Source organism: Clostridiales bacterium FE2011, from assembly GCA_017569305.1.
In the GTDB taxonomy this organism is placed as follows: Bacteria; Bacillota; Clostridia; order Christensenellales; family Aristaeellaceae; genus Aristaeella.
In genome coordinates this window covers 243,240-269,314 of record CP069418.1, presented here as the reverse complement: position 1 = coordinate 269,314, position 26,075 = coordinate 243,240, and the positions used below count along the sequence as shown (strand labels likewise).

Here is a 26,075-nt window from a genome sequence, read left to right as displayed (position 1 = left end):
AAATCATTATGACCTGAAAGGAGGCTGCCGGAGATGCTGTGTCCCAGATGCGGATATTATGCGGAAAAGGAAGAGACAGTCTGCCCGGAATGCGGAGAAATCCTGACCACCGGCACAGACGCGCCTTACAGCGGCGCGGAGGCCATCCGACAGGGCAAACGGGCCAGGCAGGCGATCCATGAGGCTGCCGAAAGGACCATGGAGATCAAGAGAAGACGCCGCAGCGGCGCAAGCCGGGCGACGGTGGAAATGCCTGCGCTGAAAGATGAACGGGAGGACGAGGAAAATTTCCCGGACTACAGGATCTCCGAATCGGAAATTGCCGGAGAAGAAGGCGGGGAAGAGGTCGTCTTTGAAAGACGGCGCAGAACCGTATATGACGAGAATGATGATATCCGTGAACAGGCCAGGGCCTATACCGAATGGATTGAACAAGGCGGCGGAAAACGGCTGAAGATGGTGAACTGGATGAAGATTGCCATCGCCGGAGTTGTGCTTCTGGCTATGATTATCGGCGGAAGCTGGCTGTTCCTTAAAAAGACAGAGGGCGGTCAGAAGGTCATGGCCCGCCTGGGCAGGGAAGCAACTTCTGCAGCCCTGTGGTCTGTCGGTGAAGACCTGATGGACAACGGCGACATTGACGGCGCCATCGAAAGCTTTGAAAAGGCAATGCTGCAGGATGAACTGGAAAAGCATGTCGACGTGGACGGCATGCTGATGCTGGGAAGCGCATATGAAGCAGCCGGACGGACAGAGGACGCGGCAAAGCTTTACGAGTATATTTATGAAGGAACTCCGTCCCGGCCTGAAGCATATATCAACCGTATCCGGATCCTGCTGAACGACGGCAAGCTGGCTGCAGCAGGCGACCTGATGAAAAAAGCCTATGACAATACAGGTGAAAGCACATTCCAGACGCAGCGCAGGGACCTGCTGCCGGAGGTGCCGGTTGTGGATCCTGTCGGCGGATTCAAAGAGAAAAAAGTATTGCTGACTCTGTACTCCACCCAGGGATACGACGTTTATTATACTTTTGAAGATGAGGAGCATGCAAAACTTCCCCAGGACGGCATACTGTTCACGGAGAAAAAACTGCTCGACGAGGGAACGTGGAACCTGCGGGCGGTTGCTGTAAACGGCGAGCTGGTATCGGACGAGATCAAGGGAACCTACAAGATTATTATGCCTTCTCCCCAGATGCCCCAGGTGGGACTTGCACCGGGCGCCTACAAAACCAGGAAGAAGGTATCCCTCAGGCCCGGCAAGGACAATGAGAAGGACGACGATATCAGGATTTATTACACCGTTGACGGATCCACCCCAAATGAGGACAGCCCGGAGTATACCGGGGAACCTGTTCTGCTTCCCACCGGACATAAGGTTACAATCAAGGCTATCGCTGTAAACCAATACGGCAAGGAATCGCAAGTCCAGGAAGTCAGCTACAAAATTGAGGTCAAGCCGTATCCCCTTACAGCGTGGGATATTGAAGAAAAGGTCAGCGGACTGGACCTGAACAAGACCACTATGCAGGCATTCCAGGCTGAATACGGACAGGGACAGGAAGTTGAGATCGAAACCCCGAAGAACAGCGGATTCACTACGGCACTCCGGAAATTCGAGTATCCGTGGGGATATGCGGTGATGAACCTGAATAAAAAGACCTGGGTCCTGGTTGAACTGCGTTTCAATGATAAATCGACGTTCAAGGCGCCGCGTGATACGGGTGTTGGAGATCCGAAAGACTACGTTATCGGCAAGTTCAGGGATATGGGACAGGTGGCAAGCGCCAGCGGCAACCGGGGACTGTATCATCTGGACAATCTTTCTGACGGCAAGTACCTGGCAAAAGAAAACTCCATCCGGTACCGTATTCGTGTGGACGGAACGTGGCACCAGCTGAAATACTATCTGAATGATAACGGTACGGTGAAGGAAATCGAGTACCGGTATATTCCGAAATAAAGGATTGAAAGGAATCCCGGGACACGATGCAGATAACAGATATTCATGCGCATGTTTTTCCTGATCCGATCGCAGGAAAAGCATCCGGCAGTATCGGAGCGTTCTATCAGATGCCGGTGCGCCTGGAAGGTACTGTCGGACAATTGCTTGAAAAGGAACAGGAGGCAGGGATCGAACATGCCTGTATCCATTCAGTCGCACTGACACCTCATTATGTTGAATCCATAAACCGTTTTATCGCAGACACGGTAAAGCAGCATCCTGACCGCCTGACAGGGTTCGGCGCCATTCATCCGGACTGCGAAGATATTCCGGGCCTGATCCGGGAGATCAGGGGAATGGGGCTGAAAGGCCTGAAGATCCATCCGGATATGCAGAAGTTTGCCCTGGACAGTCCGGCTGCTATGGAGATGTTCGCAGCAATTGAGGGTGAACTGCCGATTATTATCCATACCGGTGACCCAAGATTTCAATACTCCAATCCCCGGCGTATGAAAAAGGTGCTGGACGCATTTCCGAAACTGGTATGCGTCTGTGCCCACCTGGGAGGATGGAGCGAATGGGACGACGCGTGCAGCATGCTGACTGGATATGAAAATGTCTATGTGGACACGTCAAGTTCCCTTTACGCACTGAAACCGGAAGAAGCACGGAGGATTATCCGCTGCCACAGCAGGGAACGGGTGCTTTTCGGTGCGGATTATCCGATGTGGGTTCCCTCAGAAGAACTGGAACGGTTCCACAGGCTGGGACTGACGGAGGAGGAAAATGAGAAGATTCTTTGCCTGAATGCAAAGAATCTTCTCAATGAATAATTAAGACTGAAAACTTAAAACTTAAAAATATAAGGACGGTGAAGTTTCACTTCACCGTCCTTGATTTTTCAGGGGTTAAACAGGGTACAGCCCATGGCTTTGAATTCTTCGATCTTTTTGCGAAGGATGTCCTCGGAAAGCTGGAAATGGGCTGCAAGGCAGGAAAGACAGAAGAATTCTGTGGCACCACGGTTAATCAGTTTCCGGGTCAGCGCTGTTTCATCCTTTGTCAGGAGGACACCGCAGCGAACGCATCTATCCTGATCAGCCACGGGCAGGCACCAGGGAGCAAAGATAGAGCTTCATATCATGGCCGGGAACTGTGGGATTGAAGTAATCAGACTTCCTGCCAAGAGCTTCTCCGGTAAAGGCATCACGGACTTCCAGAGCGAAGCCGGAGGAAACAGGCAGCCCCAGGTCAACGAGTTCGCAATGCATGCAGGTTTCCGCTTCGGAAAGGTTGACGAAGGCGAGGGCAAATTCGCCTCCGGACAGGTGACGGAACAGAGTGAAAGATGAATCCGGAAGTTCACGCCAGGGGAATTCACCTTCCTTCGGCTCCGGATTGGACGTAATGACAGAACCGCGGCGGATCAGGAAGGGAGGCCGGCATTCTTCATCCTGGTCAATCCGGAGAAGGTCTTTATTCTGCATGAGCGCAACGTATTCCGGCTTCAGGGAACGGAGATCCGCACCCATCATCAGGGGGACGCCGCAGAGGCACCATAGGGCAAACTGCATACGGTATTCTTCATAGGTGCATACCTTGCCAAAACCGACGTTGCCTTTGCCGCACATTCCCACAGTGAGCATGTCCATATCATTGAAGCAGTCTGTACCGCTCATGCAGAGGTTTTCCAGCTGGGATTTGAAGATATCAGTGAAAGAAACATAATTATCCATGATATCCCCGGTGGAACGGTACATATGGGCACCCCGGCTGCGCATCCATTTCCAGGGATCATGACGTCCCCAGTTACAGGCGGAGAAAAGAATATCCCGGCCGGAGGCTTTCAGCGCCATGGCCATGGTCTGATAACGGTTGCGGCAGTCCCCGGATTCCGGGAAATTGCAGAAATCGTATTTCAGGAAGTCCACGCCCCAGGATGCAAAGGTCTGCGCATCCACGAATTCGTGATCATAGCTGGAAGGGTAGCCGGCACAGGTCATGACACCTGCGCAGGAATACATTCCGAATTTAAGCCCTTTGCTATGAACATAATCCGCCAGATCCTTCATCCCATGAGGGAATTTCTCCGGATCAGGAACAAGCAGGCCGTTTTCATCCCGATCACGGAGGGACCAGCAGTCATCGATGACCAGATAGTTATAACCGGCAGCCAGCCAGCCCTGATCCACCATAAAATCGGCCATTTCACGGATCAGTGCGTCGCTGATATGCTCACCAAAAGTATTCCAGGAATTCCATCCGAGAGGGGGAAGAGAAGCAAGCATGGTATTCACCTCATATTGTAATTCAGAATTCAGAATTATGAATTCAGAATTATAGTGTCTTATATGAACACAATTATATATGGTCACAAAAGAAAATGCAAACGTTTCGAGTTTTAAAACAAAAAGAAAATTCACAATTCGGAATGATGAATTGTGAATGATGAATGATGAATTAAAACGGCGGGTAGATGGTGAAAGTTTTGCCGTCGAGGGCGGGAAGACGGCCATCGGTGTCAATGGTGAGAGAGACAGCACAGAGTTTCAGGCTGCGGGCTTTTTCCCGGCGATTGAAATCGCGGTCCCCGTAAAGATCGTCACCCAGCAGCGGATGTCCCAGGGCAGCCAGGTGAGCCCTGATCTGATGGGTGCGGCCGGTAATCAGATGCACGCGGAGACGGGAAACAGGACCGCTTTCCAGCGTTTCATAACCAGTGGTGACAGGCTTCGCCCCCGGTTCCTGATGATCCGTGATACGTACCCGGGCATGAAGCGCATCCTTTACAAGCCAGGCGTGACAAACGGCCTCCGGAGGTTTCATGATTCCCCGAACGAGACAGACATAATATTTTTCCAGTTTGCGGCTGCGGAATACGTCCTGCAGGATATCAAGCGCCTGCTGGTTTTTCGCAAAAAGACACAATCCGCAGGTTTTATTGTCCAGACGGTGACAGGCAGCAGGAGGGAAAGCGTCCGGGTTGTTCCGGCGGACATATTCCAGGCACAGATCCGTCAGGGTGACACCGCCGCGGGCATCCGGCTCCACACTGATGCCGGCACGCTTGTTCACCAGAAGCACGTCGTCATCCTCATATACAACAGACAGGGAGGGGGCGGCAGAAGAACTGCCGGCTGAAGCGTCAGGTATATAGATTTTCAGGCACTGCCCTTCCTGCAGCCGCTGATCACGGGAAACCCGGATACTGTCAAGCTTTACATCCCGGGAAGCAAAGATACGCCGAAGCACACTCTCCGGAAGATCCGGGAGCGCGGAACGAAGATAGTCCGCTACACGCTGTCCGACAGCGTCCCTGGGGATGATTATTTCTTTCAGCGGCATATTACTGTACCTGCGAGGTGCTCAGATCCAGCCAGCGGGGCACACGGTCACACAGGTCCTTCAGGGCGGACCGCATTTCAGATGTGGGCTGACAGATCAGGAGGGAAGAGAGAACTTCAAGCATGTCTTTCCAGGGGACTTCCTGTTTGGCAAGGATAATCAGATCTTCCACAGCGTCTTCCGGTGTGATTTCGGGACGGGTGGCACCCTGAATGACGGAAAGCATCTGCTCATACAGGGGAGATTCCAGGTCGTTGATACTTTCGGAGGCTTTGGAAAGGGCTTCAGGATCCATTTCGGCATAGGAAATATCCATCATCCGTTCCGGATCTGCCAGACCCGGATGAATCAGCAGCAGACTGCCGGAACGGTTATATACATAATCATAGCCGGAAACCAGGAAACGATCAACCAGATCAGGCCTGTTTTCGGCAAAGGTACCTTTCAGGAGGGCGAGCATGTCACGCGCAGGGCCGGAAGCCTGCACGGCTCCAAGGAGATAGAGGGTATTGTCTATTCTTTCATGTACCTGTTCCACGATTGTCCTGACATCCCGGTGACTGTCCCCGGCCAGGAGCATGAGGACGGTAGCGCAAAGCTGGGAGGGAAGGATCAGGACGGCATTGGAACCTACGTTTTCCACGCGGCACCAGAGACGGCGTACCAATCCCCGGGCAGGGATCAGTTCATTCCAGTCATTGAGCGGAGTTCGGCCGCCAAAGAGCATGACACGTACAAGGAGATCATGTTCTTCCACGGAGAGCAGGGCAGCTTCCTGGGCAAAAGAATGAAGTACGCGGTTCCGAAGCTCCTCTACCGTATGGAGCACAGGATGGACAGCCCGGCCGGCAGATTTGCGGTCTTCCTCCGCGAAAAAGGAAATATCATACAGCTTTTCTGCATCCACATCGCTGCAGTCAGGTTCAAAAAGGCAACGGGAAGGAAGGCCTGCGAGATCTTTCTCGCAGGCCTCCAGCTGATCTGCCCGCAGAACGCTCATGGTCTTGTCAGCCCAGTGAAGGGAGCGGGTATTGGTTTGCCTCAACATTGAGGTTGGATTCCTTTCGAATTACAGTTTGATGATCCAGCCGAATTTGTCTTCCAGACGGCCGTACTGGATCCCGGTAAGTGTATCATACAGGCTCTGGGCGACCTTACCGATTCCGCCGTCACCGATGGTGATCTTTTCATCCTTCATGGCCAGGGTGCCAACGGGGCTGATGACCGCGGCAGTGCCGGTGCCGAAGGCTTCAGTCAGCTTGCCGGATTTAGCGTCAGCAAAGATTTCATTGATATCCAGGCGTTCTTCCTCGGCTTCATAACCCATGGAGCGGGCAAGCGTCAGCACGCTGTCACGGGTGATGCCGGGGAGGATGGAGCCGTTCAGTTTGGGGGTGACAATCTTGTTGCCGTAGGCGAACATCATGTTCATGGAGCCGACTTCCTCAACGTACTTCTGCTCCACACCGTCCAGCCACAGCACCTGGGAGAAACCCTTCTTCTCGGCAACGTCACCGGCGAGAATGGAGGCCGCGTAGTTGCCGGCGCATTTGGTAAAGCCAACGCCGCCGCGAACCGCACGCACGTAAGCATCCTCAACATAGATGCTGACGGGCTTCAGACCCTCTTTATAGTAGGCACCCACGGGGCTGAGGATGATATAGAACAGATACTTTTTGGAAGCATGCACACCCAGGCCGACATCCATGGAGATCATGGTGGGGCGAATGTAGAGGGAAGTGCCGTCCCGGTGCGGAACCCAGGCTTCCTCAATACGAACCAGCTGCTTCAGGCCTTCCAGGGCGGTTTCCTCATCCAGGGCGGGCATGCCCATGCGCTCTGCGCTGCGGGTCATGCGGGCGAGGTTGGCCTGGGGACGGAAGAGCTGCAGACCGCCGTCAGCACGACGATAGCATTTGGTTCCTTCAAAAATGGCCTGGCCGTAATGGAGAACCATGGCGGCAGGATCCAGCGAAAAATCAGCGTAGGGTACGATGCGGGCGTTGTTCCAGCCGACACCCTGTTCATAGTCCATCAGGAACATATGGTCGGTAAAAATCCGGCCGAAACCGAGGGCAGACTCGTCCGCGGGTTTCTGTTTGAGATTCTGTGAAAGCGTTACTTTGATGTCCAGCATGTACGTTCCTTCTTTCCCATAAAATGATTGGAGATATTATACGCCCGGCAGGCCAAAAATGCATGGACTTTTTCTGTACTGTTTACAGTTCGTCCAAAATGTCCTCCAGGGCAATGGGGAAGGTGAAAAGATCCGTTCCCTCAGGCACTTCGTCCAGAATATCATAAGGCTGCAGATAGAAAACAGGATCACCGTTCTCATCCAGGAAGAAGTCTTCGGACGGGAAGAAAAATGAATCCAGATCTTCTTCTGAAAGGCCATTGTAGTCGACATCGCCGGCATTATCTTCAATCATGCTCCAGACCATCTGCCGCACCAGCGTTTCGGCTTTTTCTGTCTGATACTCCTGAAGCCATTCGTCGTTTTCAGTCGGGGAAAGGATTCCGAGCAGCATGGGCAGTGAATAAGTGGATCCGCTTATACCGTTTTTCCTGGAAAAGACATGCCCTTTCCACGTAACCTGTGAATGATCCGGAATGTTTTTTTCTGTACGGATTAACACGGAGAAATAATCATCATTATTGCAGGTGACCGTATAGGAAATCATTGTTGAAGTATCGCTGCCCACATAGGCGTCCTGGATCATGGGAACAATAAATTCGTTTTCATAGTCCAGCAGTTCAGAGAAGAACACATTGATTCCCATGCCGCCTTCCGCATTCTCATCCACATGGGGATAGCGGTAACTGTAGGAAAAAACGCCCGCGGAAGGATCCGACTCATCATAAGGAACGACAAGATCTTCCGCGTAATCCTCCAGCATGGGAAGCGGATCTGCCAGGGCCGGGAGCACTGACAGGACAAGGATCAGCAGTAAAGAAAGAAAACGCTTCATCAGAGTAGCTCCTGTCTTATTTAAGATAGCTGTAACGGGCAATCAGCACGGGCATGTTGTCATACACACCGGATACATCCGCATAAATCCGGTAATATTTTCCCTTTTCCCAGCGGAACTTGGACTGCTCCGGGCATTCCACAATCACCGGCTGGGATTTTCCATCCTCGCTGGTGTTGATTACGACCTGCAGCGGTTTCTCGTTGTTGATATCCTTGACTGTTCCCTTGACCACATAGATCTGGTGCTTTTCAGCCCGGACCTTGATGTTGTTGAGCAGTTCGGAATAGCCTTCAGGAGTGAGCGCCCAGGCTTTCGGAGTATATTCCTCCGGCCGGGGGACATAATACACCTTGTGGTTGACAACGGAGGTTTTCATACCTTCGCGCGAAGAGGTGATGGTGATGGTGTTTTCGCCTACCTCTTTGAAAATAGCAATGAAGGAGAACTTTCCGGTGGTGTTCAGCTCAGTGATATCGAAGTCAGAATAGGGTGAAAGAATATGAACCTCGGAGCCGGGCAGCGTGGTTGCAGTAACCTTCATCACATTCTTGTCCGTGCTGCCGATTGTGCCGACGGCCAGGTCAAGCGGGATTTCCTGCTTTTCGCGGTAGAGGGTCACATTGATTGTGTTTTCACGGCAGTAACGGGAGCGGACCTTAATGACATAGGGATTGACGCCGATGGGCTGTACCGTGGCATTGTATACCACTTCACCGGTTTCATCATTGACGATGTCTGAATAATCATCACCATTGATTGTGATGCGGGAATCGGGCCGGACCGTGAACTTGATGGAGTACATGGTAGTGGAAACTTCTTTGTACAGGCTCTCCGGTGTTTCCAGGGAAATCGGACTGATGGGAATGGTGATCGGGTAGGTGATCAGCGGCAGCGGCGTCTGTTTGCCGGATGCTGTTTTCAGGAAAGGCGTCATGGTGACGTCCATGGTCTCCTCCAGGGCACCTTCCAGGTTGTCGTACCAGGTATGGTCCGCCACCTCGATGGTTGCAAAGCCATTCATGACAACATAGCTGGCGTGCAGCTCACGGACATAAATGGTGGTGCCCTCCTCGCCCGGGATCAGGATTGTGTGGGCAGGCAGGTCATCAAGCAGCGAAGCGGTAATGATGGCGTCTTTGTTATAATCAGGCTTGTCCTGACTGGCGAGGTACCGGTATCCGAAGTATCCGCCTGTGACCAGCAGGGCGACAACCAGCAGCATAATCAGTATTTTCATGATTCCTTTTTTCCTTTCAGGAGCAGGGGTCATGTTTTTGCTCAGCGGCCCGGCCAGGTGCCAGGATCCGGTTCCCTGGCTGTAGCCATATCCGCCGGCAGGAACGGGATCATAGGTGTGGCTTTCCACAAAAGCCCCGTTTTCATCCATAAAACGGACCCGATTCCAGATTTCAGACTGTTCACGGCGGGCTTTTTCATTGCGGGAAACCGGCTGGACCCGGATCGCGGTCACAGGCTCTTCAACCCGGCGGACCCGACGGGTATATTCCGCAGAATCCTCTGTGACAACGACTTCGGGTTCAGGACGTGAGGCTGTGCTTTTGCTCAGACGGCGCTGACGCTCGGCACCTTCATGCTTGCGCTTTTTCAGTTCCTGCATTTCACCGGCAAGCTGATCACGGGCGTCAGGGGTGGAATCCACCTGGCCGAATTCATCGGCACGTAAATACGCCGTGGAAGGACCGCTGTCCTTCAGCGTATCCTTCCACTGTAATTTTGAGGCTCCGTCAATATTCAGCGGCGCGCCGCATTTTATACAGTGAGGCATGGATGCGCGGTTCCATTGACCGCATTCGGGACATTTCATGGCATTCTCCTAAAGATTAAAAGTCATCATCGTCCTCATCATCCGCGACAAGGAAGCTGTTCTGCAGGTATTCCTGGAAAGCTTCCCGACAGTAAGGCCAGTTGATTTCCTGCGCCAGCATCTCACAGAACAGGATCGGACGACGGGCTATATCCTCGTGGGGGATCCGCATCTCTTCGATGGTGCATTCACGAAGTTCGTAAGCGTACTTGGCAGCTTCGATGATCTCGTTCAGGTTCATATTGGTCTTGTTGTTGTTTTCCAGAAGATTGTTGGCCAGGCCCTGTGCCTCATCCCAGGTCATTGCTTTACATTTTTTCGACAGGGCCTGTATGACATTCCGGGCGCGCTGGGTGCGCATCAGATCCCCTTCGGAGCTGTCCTTCCGGATCCGCATGTAGACGACCGCGGAAACACCGGCAGTTTTTTTGTCGATCTTATCGGAGTGATAATCAATGACCTTGCCTTCGGGGTTTTTGAAAGTATATACCCCTGTCGGATGCTTGCCGTTGTTGTACAGGTCATTTCCGTTCGGATCAAACACGGTGCCTTCCCAGATTACGCCCTGTAGCTTCCTGATTTCGCTCTGCGTGTTCAGGGTAATCTGTACGCCGCCCATATAGTCGATGATATTGGCCAGCTGTCTCCACGTGAACATGATATATTTTTCGACCCGTACGCCCAGGTGCTGGCTGATTGTCTGGCACAGGGCTTCAGGTCCATTATCATTGTAAACGTAATTGATTCGGCCGTGCTTTTCTTCCTTCTCCGTGGAGTCGATTTTACGAATGATCGCATCCCGGATGATGGAGGTCAGCATAATACGGTGCGCACGCGTATCCAGGGTGACGAGCATAATACCGTCTGTATTGCCATACATATCACGACGCAGGCCGTGCAGGGTCGGCGGCTTTGAGTTGTCCGGACGGGGATCCCTCTTCCACTGGTCAATACACAGCAGAAGATAGTGATGCTGTCCTTCCACAACAGGGGGCAGTTCATCCATGGGGACTACTTCGATATGCTCCGGCTGACGCTCATGGGGAAGTTTCTTTTTTCCCCACTCTTCAGGCGAAAGCGTAGGAGTCGGAACAGCAAGGTCGGCTGACTCTTCTGCCACAGCCAGGGGAAGAGGGAGCAGCAGCAAGATCATAATCAGTGCTAAAAGTTTCCGCATGGACGAATACACTCCTTTGGGATAACTGAAGATTCACCTTTAATTATAATACATTAATGAAAAAGATGAAAGAGGAAATTCGTAAATTCGACAAAAAGATGAAACAATTCTGAAAAGAATGAAACATATCCGGAGCATCCCGTGACCTGCGCGGATTTGCTTTCCTTTTTACCGGGTCAATGGTATAATTTATCCGCCGGGACCGGACGGGAATCCGTTCTGCCGGACTAAAGCAAGGAAAGACCGGAAAATGATGACGGATTATGATGTGCTGATTATCGGGGCGGGCCCCGGAGGCATTTTTACAGCTTATGAGCTGACCGAAAAAGCAGAGAAGCCGATGAAGGTGGCTGTGTTTGAGCTGGGCAGAAAACTGGACAGACGCAAATGCCCCATTGACGGTGACAAGGTTAAGTCCTGCATCCGCTGCAAGACCTGCTCCATTATGAGCGGATTCGGCGGAGCGGGCGCTTTTTCTGACGGAAAATACAACATTACCAACGACTTCGGCGGCAGCCTGCATGAACATGTGGGGAAGAAACGCGCGCTGGAGCTGATGCGCTATGTGGATGAGATCAACCTGAAATACGGCGGAGAAGGAACCAAGCTATACTCCACCGCCAATACCGCTATCCGCAAAACCTGCCTGCAGAACGGGCTGCACCTGCTGGACGCACAGGTACGCCATCTGGGAACAGATATCAACTATGTGGTGCTGGATAACCTGTATAACGACCTGAAGGATAAGGTGGATTTCTTCTTTGAGGCACCGGTGGCCTCCGTGAAGCGGGAAGGTGAAAACTACCGCGTCACGATGGATGACGGGAAAAGCTATACGGCGTCTCATTGCGTTATCTCCGTCGGCCGGAGCGGCAGCAAATGGATGGAAGGCGTATGCCGGGAAATGGGAATTCCCACCAAGAGCAACCGGGTGGACATCGGCGTACGGGTGGAACTGCCTGCCCAGGTTTTCAGCCATCTGACAGATGAACTGTACGAGAGCAAAATTGTCTACCGGACAGAAAAGTTTGAAGACCTGGTGCGTACCTTCTGTATGAATCCTCACGGCGCGGTGGTCAGCGAAAACACCAACGGAATCGTGACGGTGAACGGACACAGCTATGAAGATCCGGCAAAGCACACGGAAAACACGAATTTCGCGCTGCTGGTGAGCAAGCATTTCTCTGAGCCGTTCAAGGATTCCAACGGCTACGGCGAATCCATCGCCCGGCTGAGCAATATGCTGGGCGGCGGTGTGATTGTGCAGCGCTTCGGCGACCTGGTCCGGGGACGGAGAAGCACCCCGGGACGTATTGCCGATTCCTTTGTGACGCCGACCCTGGCGGCGACACCGGGCGACCTGAGCCTGGTGATCCCGAAGAGGATCCTGGACGGCATCATCGAGATGATCTATGCCCTGGACAAGATCGCACCCGGCACTGCCAATGACGATACACTGCTCTATGGCGTTGAGGTCAAGTTCTACAACATGGAAGTGCAGCTGGATGAAAACCTTGAAACGGCCTATCCCGGCCTGTATGTGATCGGTGACGGCAGCGGAGTAACCCACAGCCTGTCGCATGCCAGCGCAAGCGGAGTGCATGTGGCCAGAACAATTTTGTCTTCGACAAAATAATGAAATATCCGCCATATGGCGGATGTGAAATGTTCGCGATGCGAACATGAAATATTGAGCCTGAAGGCTCAATGTGAAATATCTGTCTAAAGACAGATGTGAAAGAAACAGACAAAACTAAACGAGGGCCGGAAGGTCCTCGTTTTTATATGGAAATCAGCTTTTCGGTGAATGGAAGGGTATCAGGAAGACCGGAACACTGGGCCCAGAGACGCCAGGCAGCCAGATCTGAAGGAGAGGCCGCTTTCTTCCATTCGGTAAAAGAAGTGATTACCGGAACGGGAAGCGATTTCCAAAGGGCTGTCATTTCCGGACGTTTCCGTAAGCCAAGAAGCAATGCATGATCCGGAAGAGGCGTGTTTTCGGTATCGTTCTTCGTAATGCCCAGCAGGACAGAGGCGCACAGGCGGCTGATGCGGGCTGCCGGATAACGCCTGCCGGACAGGGCAGAGATCAGTTCCTCCCGGGTACGGGAAACGGCGGCTGCTGAACGCACAGCGTTTTCCATGCCCTCAGAGAGATCCGGAAGGAGACTGTATTCCTCCTCTGACATGGCACGAAGACGGGACAGCAGCACAGCGTCCAGGATGCGCCCGTCAGGGACGCGGCCTTCCAGGAAACGGCGGCGCAGCAAGTCTGCAGTATATGAAGGAACAGCTTCAAACGCAGCGGCATAGCTTCCGCGAAGCAGACTGTCCCGAATGGCGGACGCAGACGGGGAAACGGGATCGATTCCCGCAGCGTGATAGCTGCCTGACCGCGGGATGATCACAGGCCGAAGCGACAGATTCAGGCGCAGCGCTGCACGGAGATAACAGACAGCCAGGATATTGTTGGGACTGTCAAGCAGGCCTTCGGCTTCCGGAAACACAGAAGAGAAGGCGCCGGAGAGGGCAGCAGGATAGCCCGCACCGGAAGAAAGCTTTTCTTTCAGCAAAGCACTGAATGCGGGCGAGGGATCCTCCAGCAGGCCGGCAGCCCGGAGAAGCAGGGATACATCCGCTGTTTCAGCTCCGAAGGCCAGGTCTGTTACCCCAAGCCGGGAAAGCAGGGAAACAGCACCCAGCGCGTAGTGCTCCGCATCCCGGACCGTCCAGAGAACAGGAAGGGAGAAGACAGCATCCGCACCGGCTTCCAGCGCAAGGCGGGCACGGTCCAGCGGAGACAGCAGGGAAAGCTCCCCGCGCTGCTTGAAACAGGGGGAGAGGACGACAAAAACCAGATCAGGCGAGACGCGCCTGACAGCTTCCGTTAAATGATACAGGTGTCCGTTGTGAAAAGGATCATACTCCGCGACGACGCCGAGGATCTTCATGCGAACACCAACCCTTCTCTCAAAATGTCAAATGAATGATTTCATTTACATCCCGTATACATTGCATAGTAGCATTTTAGGGCTTTCTTTTCAAGCAAATCGGGAGTATAATAAAGTGTGATTCTGAAATAATCAAAGGAGCTGGAAACAAGTATGAAAATTCTGGTTGTGAACGCAGGTTCTTCTTCCCTGAAGTATCAGCTGATCGACATGGACGGCGAGAAGGAGCTGGCCAAGGGCCTGGTCGAACGTATCGGCATTGAGGGCAGCAAGCTGAAGCACAGCGCCGGTGACAAAAAGACTGAGATCGCACAGGAGATCCCGGACCATGAAGCCGCTGCACAGCTGATGCTCAAGATCCTGCAGGATCCGGAGTTCGGCGTGATCAAGAGCACTGATGAAATCGGTGCTGTCGGCCATCGGGTGCTGCACGGCGGCAGCGCGTTCACGGCCTCTGTTATTGTGAATGACGCCGCGAAACAGGCGATCCGTGACTGCTTCCCACTGGGACCGCTGCACAATCCTGCCAACCTGATGGGTATTGAAGCCTGCGAAAAGGTCATGAAGGGCACTCCCCAGGTGGCGGTGTTCGATACCGCTTTCCATCAGACCATGCCGCCCAAGGCTTATATGTACGGCGTGCCGAAAATGTATGAAGAGAAACTGCATGTGCGCCGTTACGGCTTCCATGGCACCAGCCATCGCTATGTGAGCCGCCGCGTATGCGAATTCCTGGGAATCAGCCCCATCGGCAAAAAGATCATCATCTGCCACCTGGGCAACGGTTCCAGCCTGAGCGCCGTGATGGACGGCAAGTGCCAGGATACCTCCATGGGCCTGACGCCCCTGGAAGGCCTTCTGATGGGCACCCGCTGCGGCAGCTGCGATCCCGCAGTTGTGCAGTTTATCGCCAACAATCCCCTGAACGATGACGGCACTCCCGTAGGCCATCCGATCAGCGTGGACGAAGTGCTGACCATGATGAACAAGAAGAGCGGTCTGCTGGGCATCAGCGGCAAGAGCAGCGACTGCCGGGATATTGACGACCTGGCAAGCAAGGGCGACCCGAACGCGAAGCTGGCCCAGGATATGCTGATCTACGGCATCAAGAAGTATATCGGTTCCTATGCAGCCGCCATGGGCGGTGTGGACATCATCGTGTTCACCGCCGGTATCGGCGAGAACAACGCCGACCTGCGTGCCCAGGTGATCGACGGCCTTGAATTCATGGGCGCCAAGATCGATACCGAGAAGAACAAGACCCGCAAGGAAGCGGTGATCTCCGCGGATGACAGCAAGGTTACGGTCTGCGTGATTCCCACAAATGAGGAAATCATGATTGCACGGGATACACTGGACCTGGTCACCACCGGGAAGGTCAGAGACAATTAATTAATGCATTATGCATAATTAGTAGTTACTTTATCTCCGGTTTCACCCGGAAAAAACGCCGGGTGAAACGGGAGAAAAATCGGCGCAAATTCTTTGTTGACAAACGATTTGCATCGAATTATAATACCAAATGGTCACTTTTGAGGTGAGGACATGAAGCTTGACGTATCGAATGCTTTATCCCATCCCGGACAGGAGTACCTTTTCTCGGGTCTGCAGGCCATTGCGGATCAGGAGATCAGCGGTGACACCGTCAGGATTGACGACTGCGCCGTGGAAGGCGTGTTCCTGTCAGATGAAGACGGAAACATCTCGGTGAGAGGCAAGCTGAAGACCATTGCCCACGCTCACTGCGCCAATTGTCTTGAGGACGCACAGGCCGAAGTCGAAAACGTATTCGACGAGGTGTTCCACAGGAACGGCGATCAGGAGGATAACGAGATCTTTGCCTATGAAGGGCATGAGATCCTGCTGGACAAGCTGGTTATGTCATACGCCGTCATGGCTCTGCCGATCCGCTTTCTCTGCAGAGAGGATTGTCCGGGCTTTGAATACAGGGACCCGGAAGCAGTTCCTTCCGAACCGGGCGTTCAATATCCGTTCGCAGGACTGCAGCAATTGCTTCAAGACAATGAGGAGGTGTGAATCATGGCTCTTCCGAAGGGGAAAATCTCTAAGGCTCGCAAGCACAGCCGCCGCGCTAACTGGAAGCTCACACTGCCGGGAATCGGCAAGTGCCCGCAGTGCGGTCAGATGAAACTGTCTCATCGCGTGTGCAAGAATTGCGGTTATTATAACGGCGTCCAGGTCGTCGTCAATAAGGACGAAGAGAAGAACGCCTGATTGTCGACTGCATTTTTGGCCAAGGATTAAAGAATCGCAGCTCCGCCCATCAGGGTCGGGGCTGTTTCTTCTATTTACGGGAATGAGGGAGGATTACCATGGAGAAGAAAATGAGCGGCGCCGATATGGCGACACGGTTCAATCCACAGGAGATCGAAGCTGACATCTATAAAGCCTGGGAAGAATCCGGCGCGTTTACCGCGCACAGGGTTGAGGGAAAGAAACCATTCACCATCGTTATGCCTCCGCCCAATATTACCGGCCAGCTGCATATGGGCCATGCCATGGACTGCATCATGCAGGATGCCCCGATCCGTTATCACCGGATGAAGGGTGATCCCACCCTGTGGCTGCCCGGTACTGACCATGCCGCCATCGCGACAGAGGTCAGGATTGTGGAAGCCATGCGGAAAGAAGGCCTGACCAAAGAGGGGATCGGCCGGGAAGCTTTCCTGGAACGCGCCTGGAACTGGAAGAAAGAATACGGCGGACGAATTGTACACCAGCAGCGGAAGATGGGTATCAGCTGCGACTGGAGCCGGGAACGCTTCACCATGGATGAGGGCTGCAGCCGCGCTGTGCGTGAGGTGTTTGTCCGTCTGTATGAAAAGGGACTGATCTACCGCGGAAACCGGATGATCAACTGGTGTCCCGCCTGCCAGAGCGCCATCAGCGACGCGGAAGTGGAATACAAGGATGTGGCCAGCCACCTGTGGCATATCCGTTATCCCGGCGCCGACGGAAGCGAAGGCGTCGTGGTGGCCACTACCCGGCCTGAAACCATGCTGGGTGATACCGGCGTGGCCGTGAACCCTGCCGATGAACGGTATACGAACCTGGTGGGAAAGAAAGTGATCCTGCCCATCGTGAACAAGGAAATTCCAGTGGTCGCGGATGATTATGTGGAAAAAGAGTTCGGCACCGGCGCGGTGAAGATGACTCCCGCCCATGACCCGAACGACTTTGAAGTGGCCCAGCGGCACAACCTGGAGATTATCACGGTGACCAACGACGACGGCACCATGAACGAGAATGCCGGACGCTTTGCCGGCATGGATCCCATGGAATGCCGGAAGGCCGTGGTTGAAGAACTGGAGAAGCTGGGGCTGCTGGTGAAGGTTGAAGACTACAGCCATAATGTGGGCTTCTGCTACCGCCACGGGAATACGCCTGTGGAACCACGGCTGAGCGAACAGTGGTTCGTGAAGATGAAGACTCTGGCTGAACCAGCTATTGCCGCTGTGCGGGAAGGCCGGACGAAGTTTGTGCCGGAACGGTTCAGCAAAATGTACTATAACTGGATGGAAAACATCCGCGACTGGTGTATCAGCCGTCAGCTGTGGTGGGGACACCGGATTCCGGTGTGGTATTGCGATGACTGCGGCGAACAGATCGTGAGCCGCGAGGATCCGACAGTCTGCCCGAAGTGCGGCGGCAAGCTGCGCCAGGATGAGGACGTGCTTGATACCTGGTTCTCCTCCGCCCTGTGGCCTTTCTCCACCCTGGGATGGCCGGACAACACGGAAGATCTGAAATACTTCTATCCCACCAGTATGCTGGTGACGGGCTGGGATATTATTACTTTCTGGGTTTCCCGGATGATGGTTGCCGGTATCGAGAACATGGGTGAGACACCCTTTGAGACGGTGCTGATCCACGGCCTGGTGCGGGATGAACAGGGACGGAAGATGTCCAAATCCCTGGGCAACGGCATAGATCCGCTGGAGGTTATTGACGAATACGGTACCGACGCGCTGCGCTTCAGCCTGGTAATGGGCGTGAGCCCCGGCAATGATACCCGCTACGGCAAGGACAAGGTGGAGGCTGCCCGGAACTTTGCCAACAAGGTGTGGAACGCCAGCCGCTTTGTACTGATGAACGTAAACGAGCGGAAAGCCTTTGATCCCGCGAAGCTGGAGACTGCGGACAAGTGGATCCTGACCAGGCTGCAGGAGGCAGTGAAGGATATCTCCGAGCATATGGAGGACGGCGACTTCGGCCTGGCTGCCACGAAGATCTATGACTTCGCCTGGAGCGAATTCTGTGACTGGTATATTGAGCTGAGCAAGTCCCGCCTGCTGGGCGAAGAAGGCGAAAGCAAGGAAACCGTGAAGGCTGTGCTGCTGTTTGTGCTGGAAAACCTGCTGAAGCTGCTGCATCCCTTCATGCCTTTCCTGACCGAACAGGTTTACAAGTATCTGCCCGGCAGCGAAGGCTTCCTGATGCTTCAGAGCTGGCCGGAATACAATGAAGCGTATGTGTTCGCCGGGGATGAAGAAAAGATGCAGGGCGTGATGGAAATCATCCGCACGATCCGGAACCTGCGCAGCGAGATGAACGTGATGCCGTCCAAGCGTACCCATCTGATGCTGCTGCCGGCGGACGGCTGGACCGATACGCTGAAGGGCGGCGAAGGCTACTTCAAGAAGCTGGCCGGCGCTGAGCAGGTGGAACTGATTTCTGACCGCAGCGACGCCACAGGCAAGAATGTGTCTGCCGTGGTGGCGGCCGGTGAGCTTTTCATCCCGCTGGGTGATCTGGTGGACTTTGAGAAGGAAGTTGCACGGCTGACCAAGGAACTGGAAAACCTGAAGAAGGAAATGGCCCGTTCCAACGGCATGCTGAACAACCAGGGCTTCCTGGCCAAGGCACCGGCGCAGCTGGTGCAGCAGGAGAAGGATAAGCTGGAAGCTGCGAAGTCGAAGGCTGCCGCACTGGAAAACCGCATTGCGGAACTGAAAGAGAATCTATGAGAACTGCCGAAGAGGTTGTAAACGAAATACATTCCGCCCTGGGGGACGGAGACAAGCAGGGGCTGCGGAATACCGCAGCCCTGCTTGAGACTTTACAGGCATGGCCGGCTTGTCCGGTGATCCATGTGGCCGGTACAAACGGAAAGGGAAGCGTCTGTGCCATGTTGAACAGCGTGCTGACAGCGGCAGGATACAGGACAGGCATGTATACCTCTCCCTTCCTGCAAACGTACAATGAGCGGATCCGGCTGAACGGAAAACCGATTACAGCGGAACAGCTTGCACATTATGGTAACGAAACGCTGGACGCGGCGGAGAAGCTTAAAAGGGAGCTGGATTATCACTGCACGCCATTTGAACTGGGTACTGCCCTGGCGTTTCATACGTTCCAGGCTGAAAAAGCGGAGCTGATCATATCGGAGACGGGAATGGGCGGACGGCTTGATCCGACCAATGCTATACCGAATCCGACTGTCTGTGCCATTACGGCAATCGGTATGGATCATATGCAGTATCTCGGTAATACCCTGACAGAGATCGCGGGTGAAAAGGCAGGCATCATCAAATACGGGGTACCTGTAGTCTGTTATCCTCCGGAGGAAAAAGAAGTTCGGGAAGTGCTGAACGCCCGGGCAGAAAAAGAAGAAGCGCCCCTGATTATTCCGGAAAAGGAGCAGATCAGGATCCGGGAAGCCAATGCACGGTATACCATTGCGGATTATAAGACAGGAAACCGCGTGTGGACAAACCTGAGAATCTCCCTGTCGGGTGAGCACCAGACGGTGAATGCCCTGGTGGTGCTCTGCGTCCTGGAGGAACTGGAGAAGCAGGGAATTCGTGTGCCGGAAGAGGCTGTGATCAGCGGACTCGGAAACGCTTTCTGGCCGGGACGGCTGGAATGGTGCGGGAACGTGGTCATGGACGGTGCCCATAACGCACAGGGAATCGCTGCTTTCAACCGGTATGTACAGGAGCATCTTTCCGGAAAAAGGAAGGTGCTGCTGACCGGCGTGCTGAAGGAAAAACTGTCCGAAGAAATGCTGGGCGGACTTGCTTCTGTAACCGATACCGCGGTGACGGTGACGCCTGACAGCCCCCGGGCTATGAAAGCGGAAGAACTGGCCGAATTGCTGCGCGGGAAGGGAATGAAAGCCCGTGCGGCGAACAGTTTGAAGGAAGGACTGGAAACTGCCGGGAAGCTGGCCGGTGAAGACGGACTGATCCTGGCAACGGGAAGCCTGTACTTTATCGGGGCAATGAGGAGCGAACTGGGGCTGGATCCATAAAGGAATTCAGAATTAAGAATTCAGAATTCAGAGTTAAGAGTTTTGAGTGAAGAGTGAATAGTTGCTTGAATCAAAGGTTCAAGCGAAAGGTAGATGAACGCAATGGAGTTCAAGCATGAACCGGTACTGTTAAATGAAGTACTGGAGTGGATGAACGTTCAGCCGGACGGCGTATACTGCGACGGTACGCTGGGCGGCGGCGGCCACAGTGGCGCGATCCTGAAGGCCTCCGGCGGAACAGCACGCCTGTACGGGATCGACCGGGATGAAAACGCGATCCTGGCCGCATCGGAACGACTGAAGGACTATCCGGGATTCACCGCGATCCGCGGCAATTTCCATGACGCGAAAAAGCTGCTGGAAGAAGCAGGAGCAGAGGCCCTGGACGGCGCCCTGCTGGATCTGGGTGTATCGAGTCCCCAGCTGGATACGGCCGAAAGGGGATTCAGCTATCATGAGGATGCTCCGCTGGATATGCGCATGGATCAGCGCCAGACAATGACAGCCGCGGACTTCCTGAATACGGCGGACGAACGGGAAATTATGGAAGTCATCCGGGACTACGGCGAAGAGAAATGGGCGGCCCGTATAGCACGTATTATCTGTGAACACAGGGCGGAAAAGCCTTTTGAAACCACCTTTGATCTTGTACATGCTGTTGACGCTGCGATTCCGAAGGCTGTACGCAGGAAAGATGACGGTCATCCGGCCCGGCGGACTTTCCAGGCGGTCCGTATTGCCGTGAATGATGAACTCAAACCGTTGGAACAGGCGTTAAAGGACCTGACAGACTGTCTGAAACCCGGCGGAAGAATTTGCGTCATTACCTTCCATTCCCTGGAGGACAGGATTGTAAAACGCTGTTTTAAGACACTGGAGAATCCCTGCATCTGTCCACCGAAGGCCCCGATCTGCACCTGCGGACGGAAACCGGTTGTGAAGGTGCTGGCCGGAGGAGCTGTTGCGCCTTCCGCGGATGAGGTCGAACGGAATCCCCGGGCACGCAGCGCCAAGCTGCGGGTAGCGGAGAAGAGAATAACGGAGGCTTAACGTGGCTGTTCTGTATGTTGTGGCAACACCCATCGGTAATCTTCAGGATCTGTCTCCCCGGGGAACGGAAACCCTGAGAAACGCCGATCTGATCATAGCCGAGGATACCCGGGTGACCATGAAACTGTGTCAGGTTTTCGGACTGAAAGCTCCGCTGGTCAGCTGCCATCGTCACAGCGAAGACAGCAAGGCAGCCGGGCTTGCACAGAGAATCCTGGAGGAGGATCTGTCAGCGGCACTGGTTACAGATGCCGGAACTCCCTGCATCTCGGATCCCGGCAGCGAAGTAGTCCGGGAGTGCGCAGAATCGGGCATTCCGGTTATTCCGATTCCCGGATGCAGTGCCGGAATCGCCGCTGTTTCCATCAGCGGGTTTGACGCACGGGAGTTCGCTTTCTATGGATTCCTGCCCAGGGAGAAAAAGGATATCCGTGCGAAACTGGAAGAGATTGCACGGGGGGTGAAGGTGGCCATTCTGCACGAATCCCCATTCAGAATTACCGAGCTGACGGAGATCATTGCGGAAACCCTGCCGGAAGCAAGGCTTACGGTATGCTGTGATCTGACAAAACTGCATGAAAAGACCCTCCGGGGGACACCGGAGGAAGTGCTGAAAGCCCTTCAGGCAAATGAAAAGACTGAAAAAGGTGAATACTGTGTCGTACTGGATCTGCATAACGTATTCCTGCCCGAACCCGCAACAGAGTCTGCAGAATGGCCGCTGGAAGCAAAGCTGATCGAAGAAATGAAGCAGGGAAGCACACTGCGTGAAGCACAGGAAAAGCTGATCAGCAAAGGCGAAAAGAAGAACGCGGTCAAACAGGCCGCACTCACATTGAAAAAACTGTTTGAATAAATATAAAAGGACCGTCTGTGAGGACGGCCTTTTATTATTCTACAACGTAAAAAGCTGTCCCGTGATCCGGGACAGCCGAGAAAAGAAATCATATTATTTATCAGAATCCAGGAAACGGTAGATAATTGCCGCCAGCGCACCGCCCACAAGGGGAGCCAGCAGGAATACCCAGATGCCGCCGAGGTTGCCGGCGATCAGAGCCGGGCCAAAGGTACGGGCGGGGTTGACGGAGGTGCCGGTGAAGGAGATGCCGAGGAGATGAACCAGGACAAGGGCACCGCCGATGACCAGACCGGCAATGTTTCCGTTGGATTCCTTGGAGGTAACACCCAGAATGGCAATTACAAAGACGAAGGTAAGAATCACTTCAATCAGGAAACTGAGCCACGCATTGCCGTTGTACAGGGCGTTGCAGCCGAGCTTTCCGGGGTCCTGCACGATCGCGTTAAGGATTGCGGCACCGGCAATGGCGCCGAGGAACTGGGCTACGATGTAGCCGCAGAAATCCTTGACGGAGATCTTTTTGCTGATCAGCATGGCAATGGATACTGCCGGGTTAATATGGCAGCCGGAGATATTGCCAATGGAGTAAGCCATGGCGACGATGACAAGACCAAAGGCAAGGGCAGTACCAATCAGCCCGGAAACGCCCGTGGCACAAATCTGCCCGGCAACACCGCAGGCAAACAGAACCAGAACCAGGGTACCGATGAACTCAGCCAGATACTTCTTGATGTCTTTCATATTCTTCCTCCTTTTTCCATCTCTTGTGGATGTTAGACATATTTTAATACAAGATGGAGTGTTTTTCAAGCGCTTCGGATATAAAGAAGCGCCCCGGGAGGGGGCGCCTGCGGTGATCGGCCGCATTATTTGTTTCCGGGTTCCCCGTTCTCCGCTTCCAGCTTGTTTTCCCAGTGGACGAGGAGACTCATGCCTGCGCGCATCAGTAGGATCGCGCAGGTCATGCCGATCTCTTTCCAGCCCGGCGCGATGATGGTTTTGAGCACTTCGCTGGCCAGCAGGAAGTTCAGGCCCGTCGTGATCCCCATCGTCAGCGAACCGCGGCAGGCGTTGTGCTTCTTCTGCAGGAGGAAGACTAGGGCTTTGATGACGTAATACAGGATGATCAGCGCGCCGATGATCTCCACGATGGTGATGGCGCAGCCAAGGCACACCTCGAAAATGTTCTCGATCGTCTCAAACATGGGCATTCCCTCCGGGCGGGTTGATGAGCTGATTATATCCTGTTGCGGACGTAAATGCAACCTCAGACTTTCCAGATGTCCTTCGCATACTCACGGATGGTACGGTCAGAGGAGAACTTGCCGGCGCAGGCAACGTTCATCAGGCATTTGCGGGCAAAACCGGTTTCGTCAGCCTTCGCATCGCGGATGGCCTGCAGTTTGGTTTCATAGTAATCCGCAAAATCCTTCATCACATAATAGTGGTCCGGCTTATGCCAGGAGGCGCCCTTCAGGATCGCGTCATGCAGCTCGGCAAACATGCCGTCATCATCCGGGAAAGTACCGTCTGTGAGGGTGTCAAGGGCCCGGCGGAGCAGCGCGTTCTTGTTGTAAATCTTTACAGGATCATAGGAATCTTTGATCTTTTCAAGCTCTTCCACTGTGGCGCCGAAGATGTAGTTGTTTTCGCGACCGGCTTCCTCAACGATTTCCACATTCGCCCCGTCAAAGGTGCCCAGCGTTACAGCACCGTTCAGCATCAGCTTCATGTTGCCGGTGCCGGAGGCTTCTGTACCTGCGGGGGAAATCTGCTCTGAAATATCGGCGGCCGGGATGATCTTTTCAGCCCAGGAGCAGTTGTAATTCCGTATGAAAACGACCTTGAGCCGGTCTTTGGTCTTCGGATCATTGTTCACCTTATCGGCAATCAGGTTGATCCAGTGGATGACGGCCTTTGCACGGTCGTAACCCGGTGCGGCTTTGGCACCGAAGATGAAGGCCACCGGCGGAAGATCCTTCAGCTGGCCGCGCTTCAGCTGGTCATAAATGGCCAGGATGCTCAGGGCATTCATAAACTGCCGTTTATATTCATGCAGGCGTTTGACCTGGACATCGAAGACCATTTCCGGATCCAGCGCAACCCCTTCTTTGGCCAGGATTTCAGCGCAGAGCTGCTTCTTTTTCGTCTTCTTCACGGTACGGAACTTGCCGCAAAGGGACTTATTGATCTTCGGAACCAGCTCTTTCAGTTTGTCCAGGTCCGTTTCAAAGCCCGGACCGATCTGATCAGTGATCAGTTTGGAAAGCTCCGGATTGCACAGACCCAGCCAGCGGCGCTGGGTGATACCGTTGGTCTTGTTCTGGAAGCGTTCCGGATACAGCTGATACCAGTCGGCAAAAACGTCGTTCTTGAGGATTTCACTGTGGAGGGCAGCCACGCCGTTGATGGCATGGGTGGCATAGGTTGCCAGTTCCGCCATATGCACGCGGCCGTCCAGGATGATGCACAGGGAAGGTGTGATCTCTTTTCCGGCCTTTTTCATTTCCCGGCGGAAACGGGAGTCGATCTTCTTTATGATGGAGACAATCTGCGGACAGACGGAGGAGAGGAGGGAAAGATCCCACTTTTCCAGCGCCTCCTGCATGACGGTATGGTTGGTATAGGCAAAGGTGTCCCGGGCGATAAGGAAGGCATCCTCAAAGGATACGCCATCCTCGCCGAGCAGGCGGATCAACTCCGGAATGGCCATGGTGGGATGGGTGTCGTTCAGCTGGGCGGCCACTTCTTTGGAGAAGAAGGAGTAATCACTGCCGTGACGCTTCCGGTAGGCCCGCAGGATATCCTGCATTGTGGCGGAAACCAGCACGTACTGCTGTTTGACACGGAGCTGTTTGCCTTCTTTTTTGGTGTCGTTGGGGTAAAGGAACTTGGTAATATCCTCCGCCTGGTTTTTCGCGGCGGCTGCCTTCGCGTAGTCCTGACTGTTGAAGACAGCAAAGTCGATTTCGTTCAGACTTTCTGTCTGCCACAGGCGCAGGGTTCCGACGTTCTTCGCCCCAAAACCAACCACGGGCATATCATAAGGAACAGCCAGCACATCGCCGGTTTTCATGGAGACCACGACGGCCTCATCCAGCCGGCGGACAGACCAGGGATCACCGAATTTGGACCAGTCATCCGGAAGCTCCACCTGGCGTCCGTCCACAAACTCCTGTTTAAAGAGACCGTAGCGGAAACGCAGACCGTATCCGGTCAGCGGGACATTGCAGGTGACGGCACTGTCCAGGAAGCAGGCGGCGAGGCGTCCGAGGCCGCCATTGCCGAAAGCGTCATCCTCAACATCCTCCAGGATGGTGATGTCCACTCCCTTTTCCTTCAGCAGCGCTTTGACTTCATCCAACAGTTCCATGCAGTAAAGATTGTTATAAACCAGACGGCCTACGAGGAACTCCATGGAAAGATAGGCGGCCTGACGGCGGGAAGCGCGGGCTTCCTCTTTTTTGACCCAGACAGGTGCCAGGGCGTCCATAGCCGCACCGGAGATGGCATTGTGCAGCTCCTGGGCAGATGCATGGGCCAGGTCTTTGTGATATTCGGTCATCATACGCTGTTCTGCGTCCTTCAGCAGCTGTTTCGCGTTCATATTCCGAATCCTCCTTTTGTAACACATTCCTTCAGTCTTATCATACAGAGCGTCCGCCTGTATCA

The 26,075-nt window shown here is 53.9% G+C and carries 22 protein-coding genes; 10 read left to right on the top strand and 12 right to left on the bottom strand.

Translation table 11 applies throughout. The features are described from left to right. Positions 1–33: 33 nt before the first annotated feature. Positions 34–1,965: a chitobiase/beta-hexosaminidase C-terminal domain-containing protein gene (locus JRC49_01225; GenBank protein ID QTE71475.1), complete on the top strand. Its 1,932-nt coding sequence runs from the start codon at positions 34–36 to the stop codon at positions 1,963–1,965. 26 nt (positions 1,966–1,991) lie between these two features. After that, positions 1,992–2,780 carry an amidohydrolase gene (locus JRC49_01220; GenBank protein ID QTE71474.1) on the top strand — a complete coding sequence of 263 codons (789 nt, stop codon included), beginning with the start codon at positions 1,992–1,994 and terminating at the stop codon, positions 2,778–2,780. A gap of 68 nt (positions 2,781–2,848) precedes the next feature. Here the strand turns inward: JRC49_01220 and JRC49_01215 are convergent, their stop codons facing one another. The 8 genes from JRC49_01215 to JRC49_01180 form a co-directional block, all read right to left on the bottom strand. Further along, the gene (locus JRC49_01215; protein ID QTE71473.1) at positions 2,849–3,052 is read right to left on the bottom strand and encodes a hypothetical protein; all 204 of its coding nucleotides are present in this window, start codon (positions 3,050–3,052) and stop codon (positions 2,849–2,851) included. Then, a complete protein-coding gene (locus JRC49_01210; protein QTE71472.1) occupies positions 3,045–4,244 on the bottom strand; it encodes a glycoside hydrolase family 27 protein in 1,200 nt (399 codons plus the stop codon). Before JRC49_01210 ends, JRC49_01215 begins: the two co-directional genes overlap by 8 nt. 163 nt (positions 4,245–4,407) lie before the next feature. After that, a complete protein-coding gene (locus tag JRC49_01205; GenBank protein QTE71471.1) occupies positions 4,408–5,292 on the bottom strand; it encodes an RluA family pseudouridine synthase in 885 nt (294 codons plus the stop codon). Between the two features lies 1 nt (position 5,293). After that, positions 5,294–6,340, bottom strand: a complete 1,047-nt coding sequence (locus tag JRC49_01200) for a hypothetical protein (protein QTE71470.1) — start codon at positions 6,338–6,340, stop codon at positions 5,294–5,296. Between the two features lie 21 nt (positions 6,341–6,361). Next, positions 6,362–7,429 (bottom strand): branched-chain amino acid aminotransferase, encoded by a 1,068-nt coding sequence (locus JRC49_01195; GenBank protein ID QTE71469.1) that lies wholly within the window; start codon positions 7,427–7,429, stop codon positions 6,362–6,364. Between the two features lie 82 nt (positions 7,430–7,511). Next, a complete protein-coding gene (locus JRC49_01190; protein ID QTE71468.1) occupies positions 7,512–8,264 on the bottom strand; it encodes a hypothetical protein in 753 nt (250 codons plus the stop codon). Between the two features lie 16 nt (positions 8,265–8,280). Then, positions 8,281–10,092, bottom strand: coding sequence for a zinc ribbon domain-containing protein (locus tag JRC49_01185; protein QTE71467.1), 1,812 nt, complete (start codon positions 10,090–10,092; stop codon positions 8,281–8,283). 16 nt (positions 10,093–10,108) lie between these two features. Beyond that, positions 10,109–11,269 carry an LCP family protein gene (locus JRC49_01180; GenBank protein QTE71466.1) on the bottom strand — a complete coding sequence of 387 codons (1,161 nt, stop codon included), beginning with the start codon at positions 11,267–11,269 and terminating at the stop codon, positions 10,109–10,111. 253 nt (positions 11,270–11,522) lie between these two features. Between JRC49_01180 and JRC49_01175 the strand changes: the two genes are divergently transcribed. After that, positions 11,523–12,905, top strand: coding sequence for an NAD(P)/FAD-dependent oxidoreductase (locus JRC49_01175; protein ID QTE72763.1), 1,383 nt, complete (start codon positions 11,523–11,525; stop codon positions 12,903–12,905). Between the two features lie 145 nt (positions 12,906–13,050). On the opposite strand, the gene JRC49_01170 is transcribed toward JRC49_01175, so the two are convergent. Beyond that, the gene (locus JRC49_01170) at positions 13,051–14,220 is read right to left on the bottom strand and encodes a nucleotidyltransferase family protein (protein QTE71465.1); all 1,170 of its coding nucleotides are present in this window, start codon (positions 14,218–14,220) and stop codon (positions 13,051–13,053) included. A 153-nt stretch (positions 14,221–14,373) separates the two neighbouring features. Here JRC49_01170 and JRC49_01165 point away from each other — a divergent pair, with 153 nt between their 5' ends. The 7 genes from JRC49_01165 (at position 14,374) to rsmI (ending at position 22,400) form a co-directional block, all read left to right on the top strand. Then, on the top strand, positions 14,374–15,612 hold the full coding sequence (locus JRC49_01165) for an acetate kinase (GenBank protein ID QTE71464.1): 1,239 nt from the start codon (positions 14,374–14,376) through the stop codon (positions 15,610–15,612). A 153-nt stretch (positions 15,613–15,765) separates the two neighbouring features. Further along, entirely contained in the window at positions 15,766–16,257 is a 492-nt protein-coding gene (locus tag JRC49_01160) for a DUF177 domain-containing protein (protein QTE71463.1), read from the top strand. 3 nt (positions 16,258–16,260) lie between these two features. Next, a complete protein-coding gene (gene rpmF / locus JRC49_01155; protein ID QTE71462.1) occupies positions 16,261–16,455 on the top strand; it encodes a 50S ribosomal protein L32 in 195 nt (64 codons plus the stop codon). 110 nt (positions 16,456–16,565) lie between these two features. Continuing rightward, entirely contained in the window at positions 16,566–19,208 is a 2,643-nt protein-coding gene (locus JRC49_01150) for a valine--tRNA ligase (protein QTE72762.1), read from the top strand. Beyond that, positions 19,205–20,494: a bifunctional folylpolyglutamate synthase/dihydrofolate synthase gene (locus JRC49_01145; GenBank protein ID QTE71461.1), complete on the top strand. Its 1,290-nt coding sequence runs from the start codon at positions 19,205–19,207 to the stop codon at positions 20,492–20,494. The genes JRC49_01150 and JRC49_01145 overlap by 4 nt, the downstream gene beginning before the upstream one ends. 102 nt (positions 20,495–20,596) lie before the next feature. Further along, positions 20,597–21,544, top strand: coding sequence for a 16S rRNA (cytosine(1402)-N(4))-methyltransferase RsmH (gene rsmH, locus JRC49_01140; GenBank protein QTE72761.1), 948 nt, complete (start codon positions 20,597–20,599; stop codon positions 21,542–21,544). Between the two features lies 1 nt (position 21,545). Then, the gene (gene rsmI / locus JRC49_01135) at positions 21,546–22,400 is read left to right on the top strand and encodes a 16S rRNA (cytidine(1402)-2'-O)-methyltransferase (GenBank protein ID QTE71460.1); all 855 of its coding nucleotides are present in this window, start codon (positions 21,546–21,548) and stop codon (positions 22,398–22,400) included. A gap of 93 nt (positions 22,401–22,493) precedes the next feature. On the opposite strand, the gene JRC49_01130 is transcribed toward rsmI, so the two are convergent. From JRC49_01130 to JRC49_01120, 3 genes are all read right to left on the bottom strand, one after another. Then, positions 22,494–23,135, bottom strand: a complete 642-nt coding sequence (locus JRC49_01130) for an aquaporin (protein ID QTE72760.1) — start codon at positions 23,133–23,135, stop codon at positions 22,494–22,496. A gap of 134 nt (positions 23,136–23,269) precedes the next feature. After that, the gene (locus tag JRC49_01125) at positions 23,270–23,608 is read right to left on the bottom strand and encodes a DUF1622 domain-containing protein (protein QTE71459.1); all 339 of its coding nucleotides are present in this window, start codon (positions 23,606–23,608) and stop codon (positions 23,270–23,272) included. A gap of 62 nt (positions 23,609–23,670) precedes the next feature. Then, a complete protein-coding gene (locus tag JRC49_01120) occupies positions 23,671–26,010 on the bottom strand; it encodes a glycogen/starch/alpha-glucan phosphorylase (protein QTE71458.1) in 2,340 nt (779 codons plus the stop codon). Between the last annotated feature and the right edge of the window lie 65 nt (positions 26,011–26,075).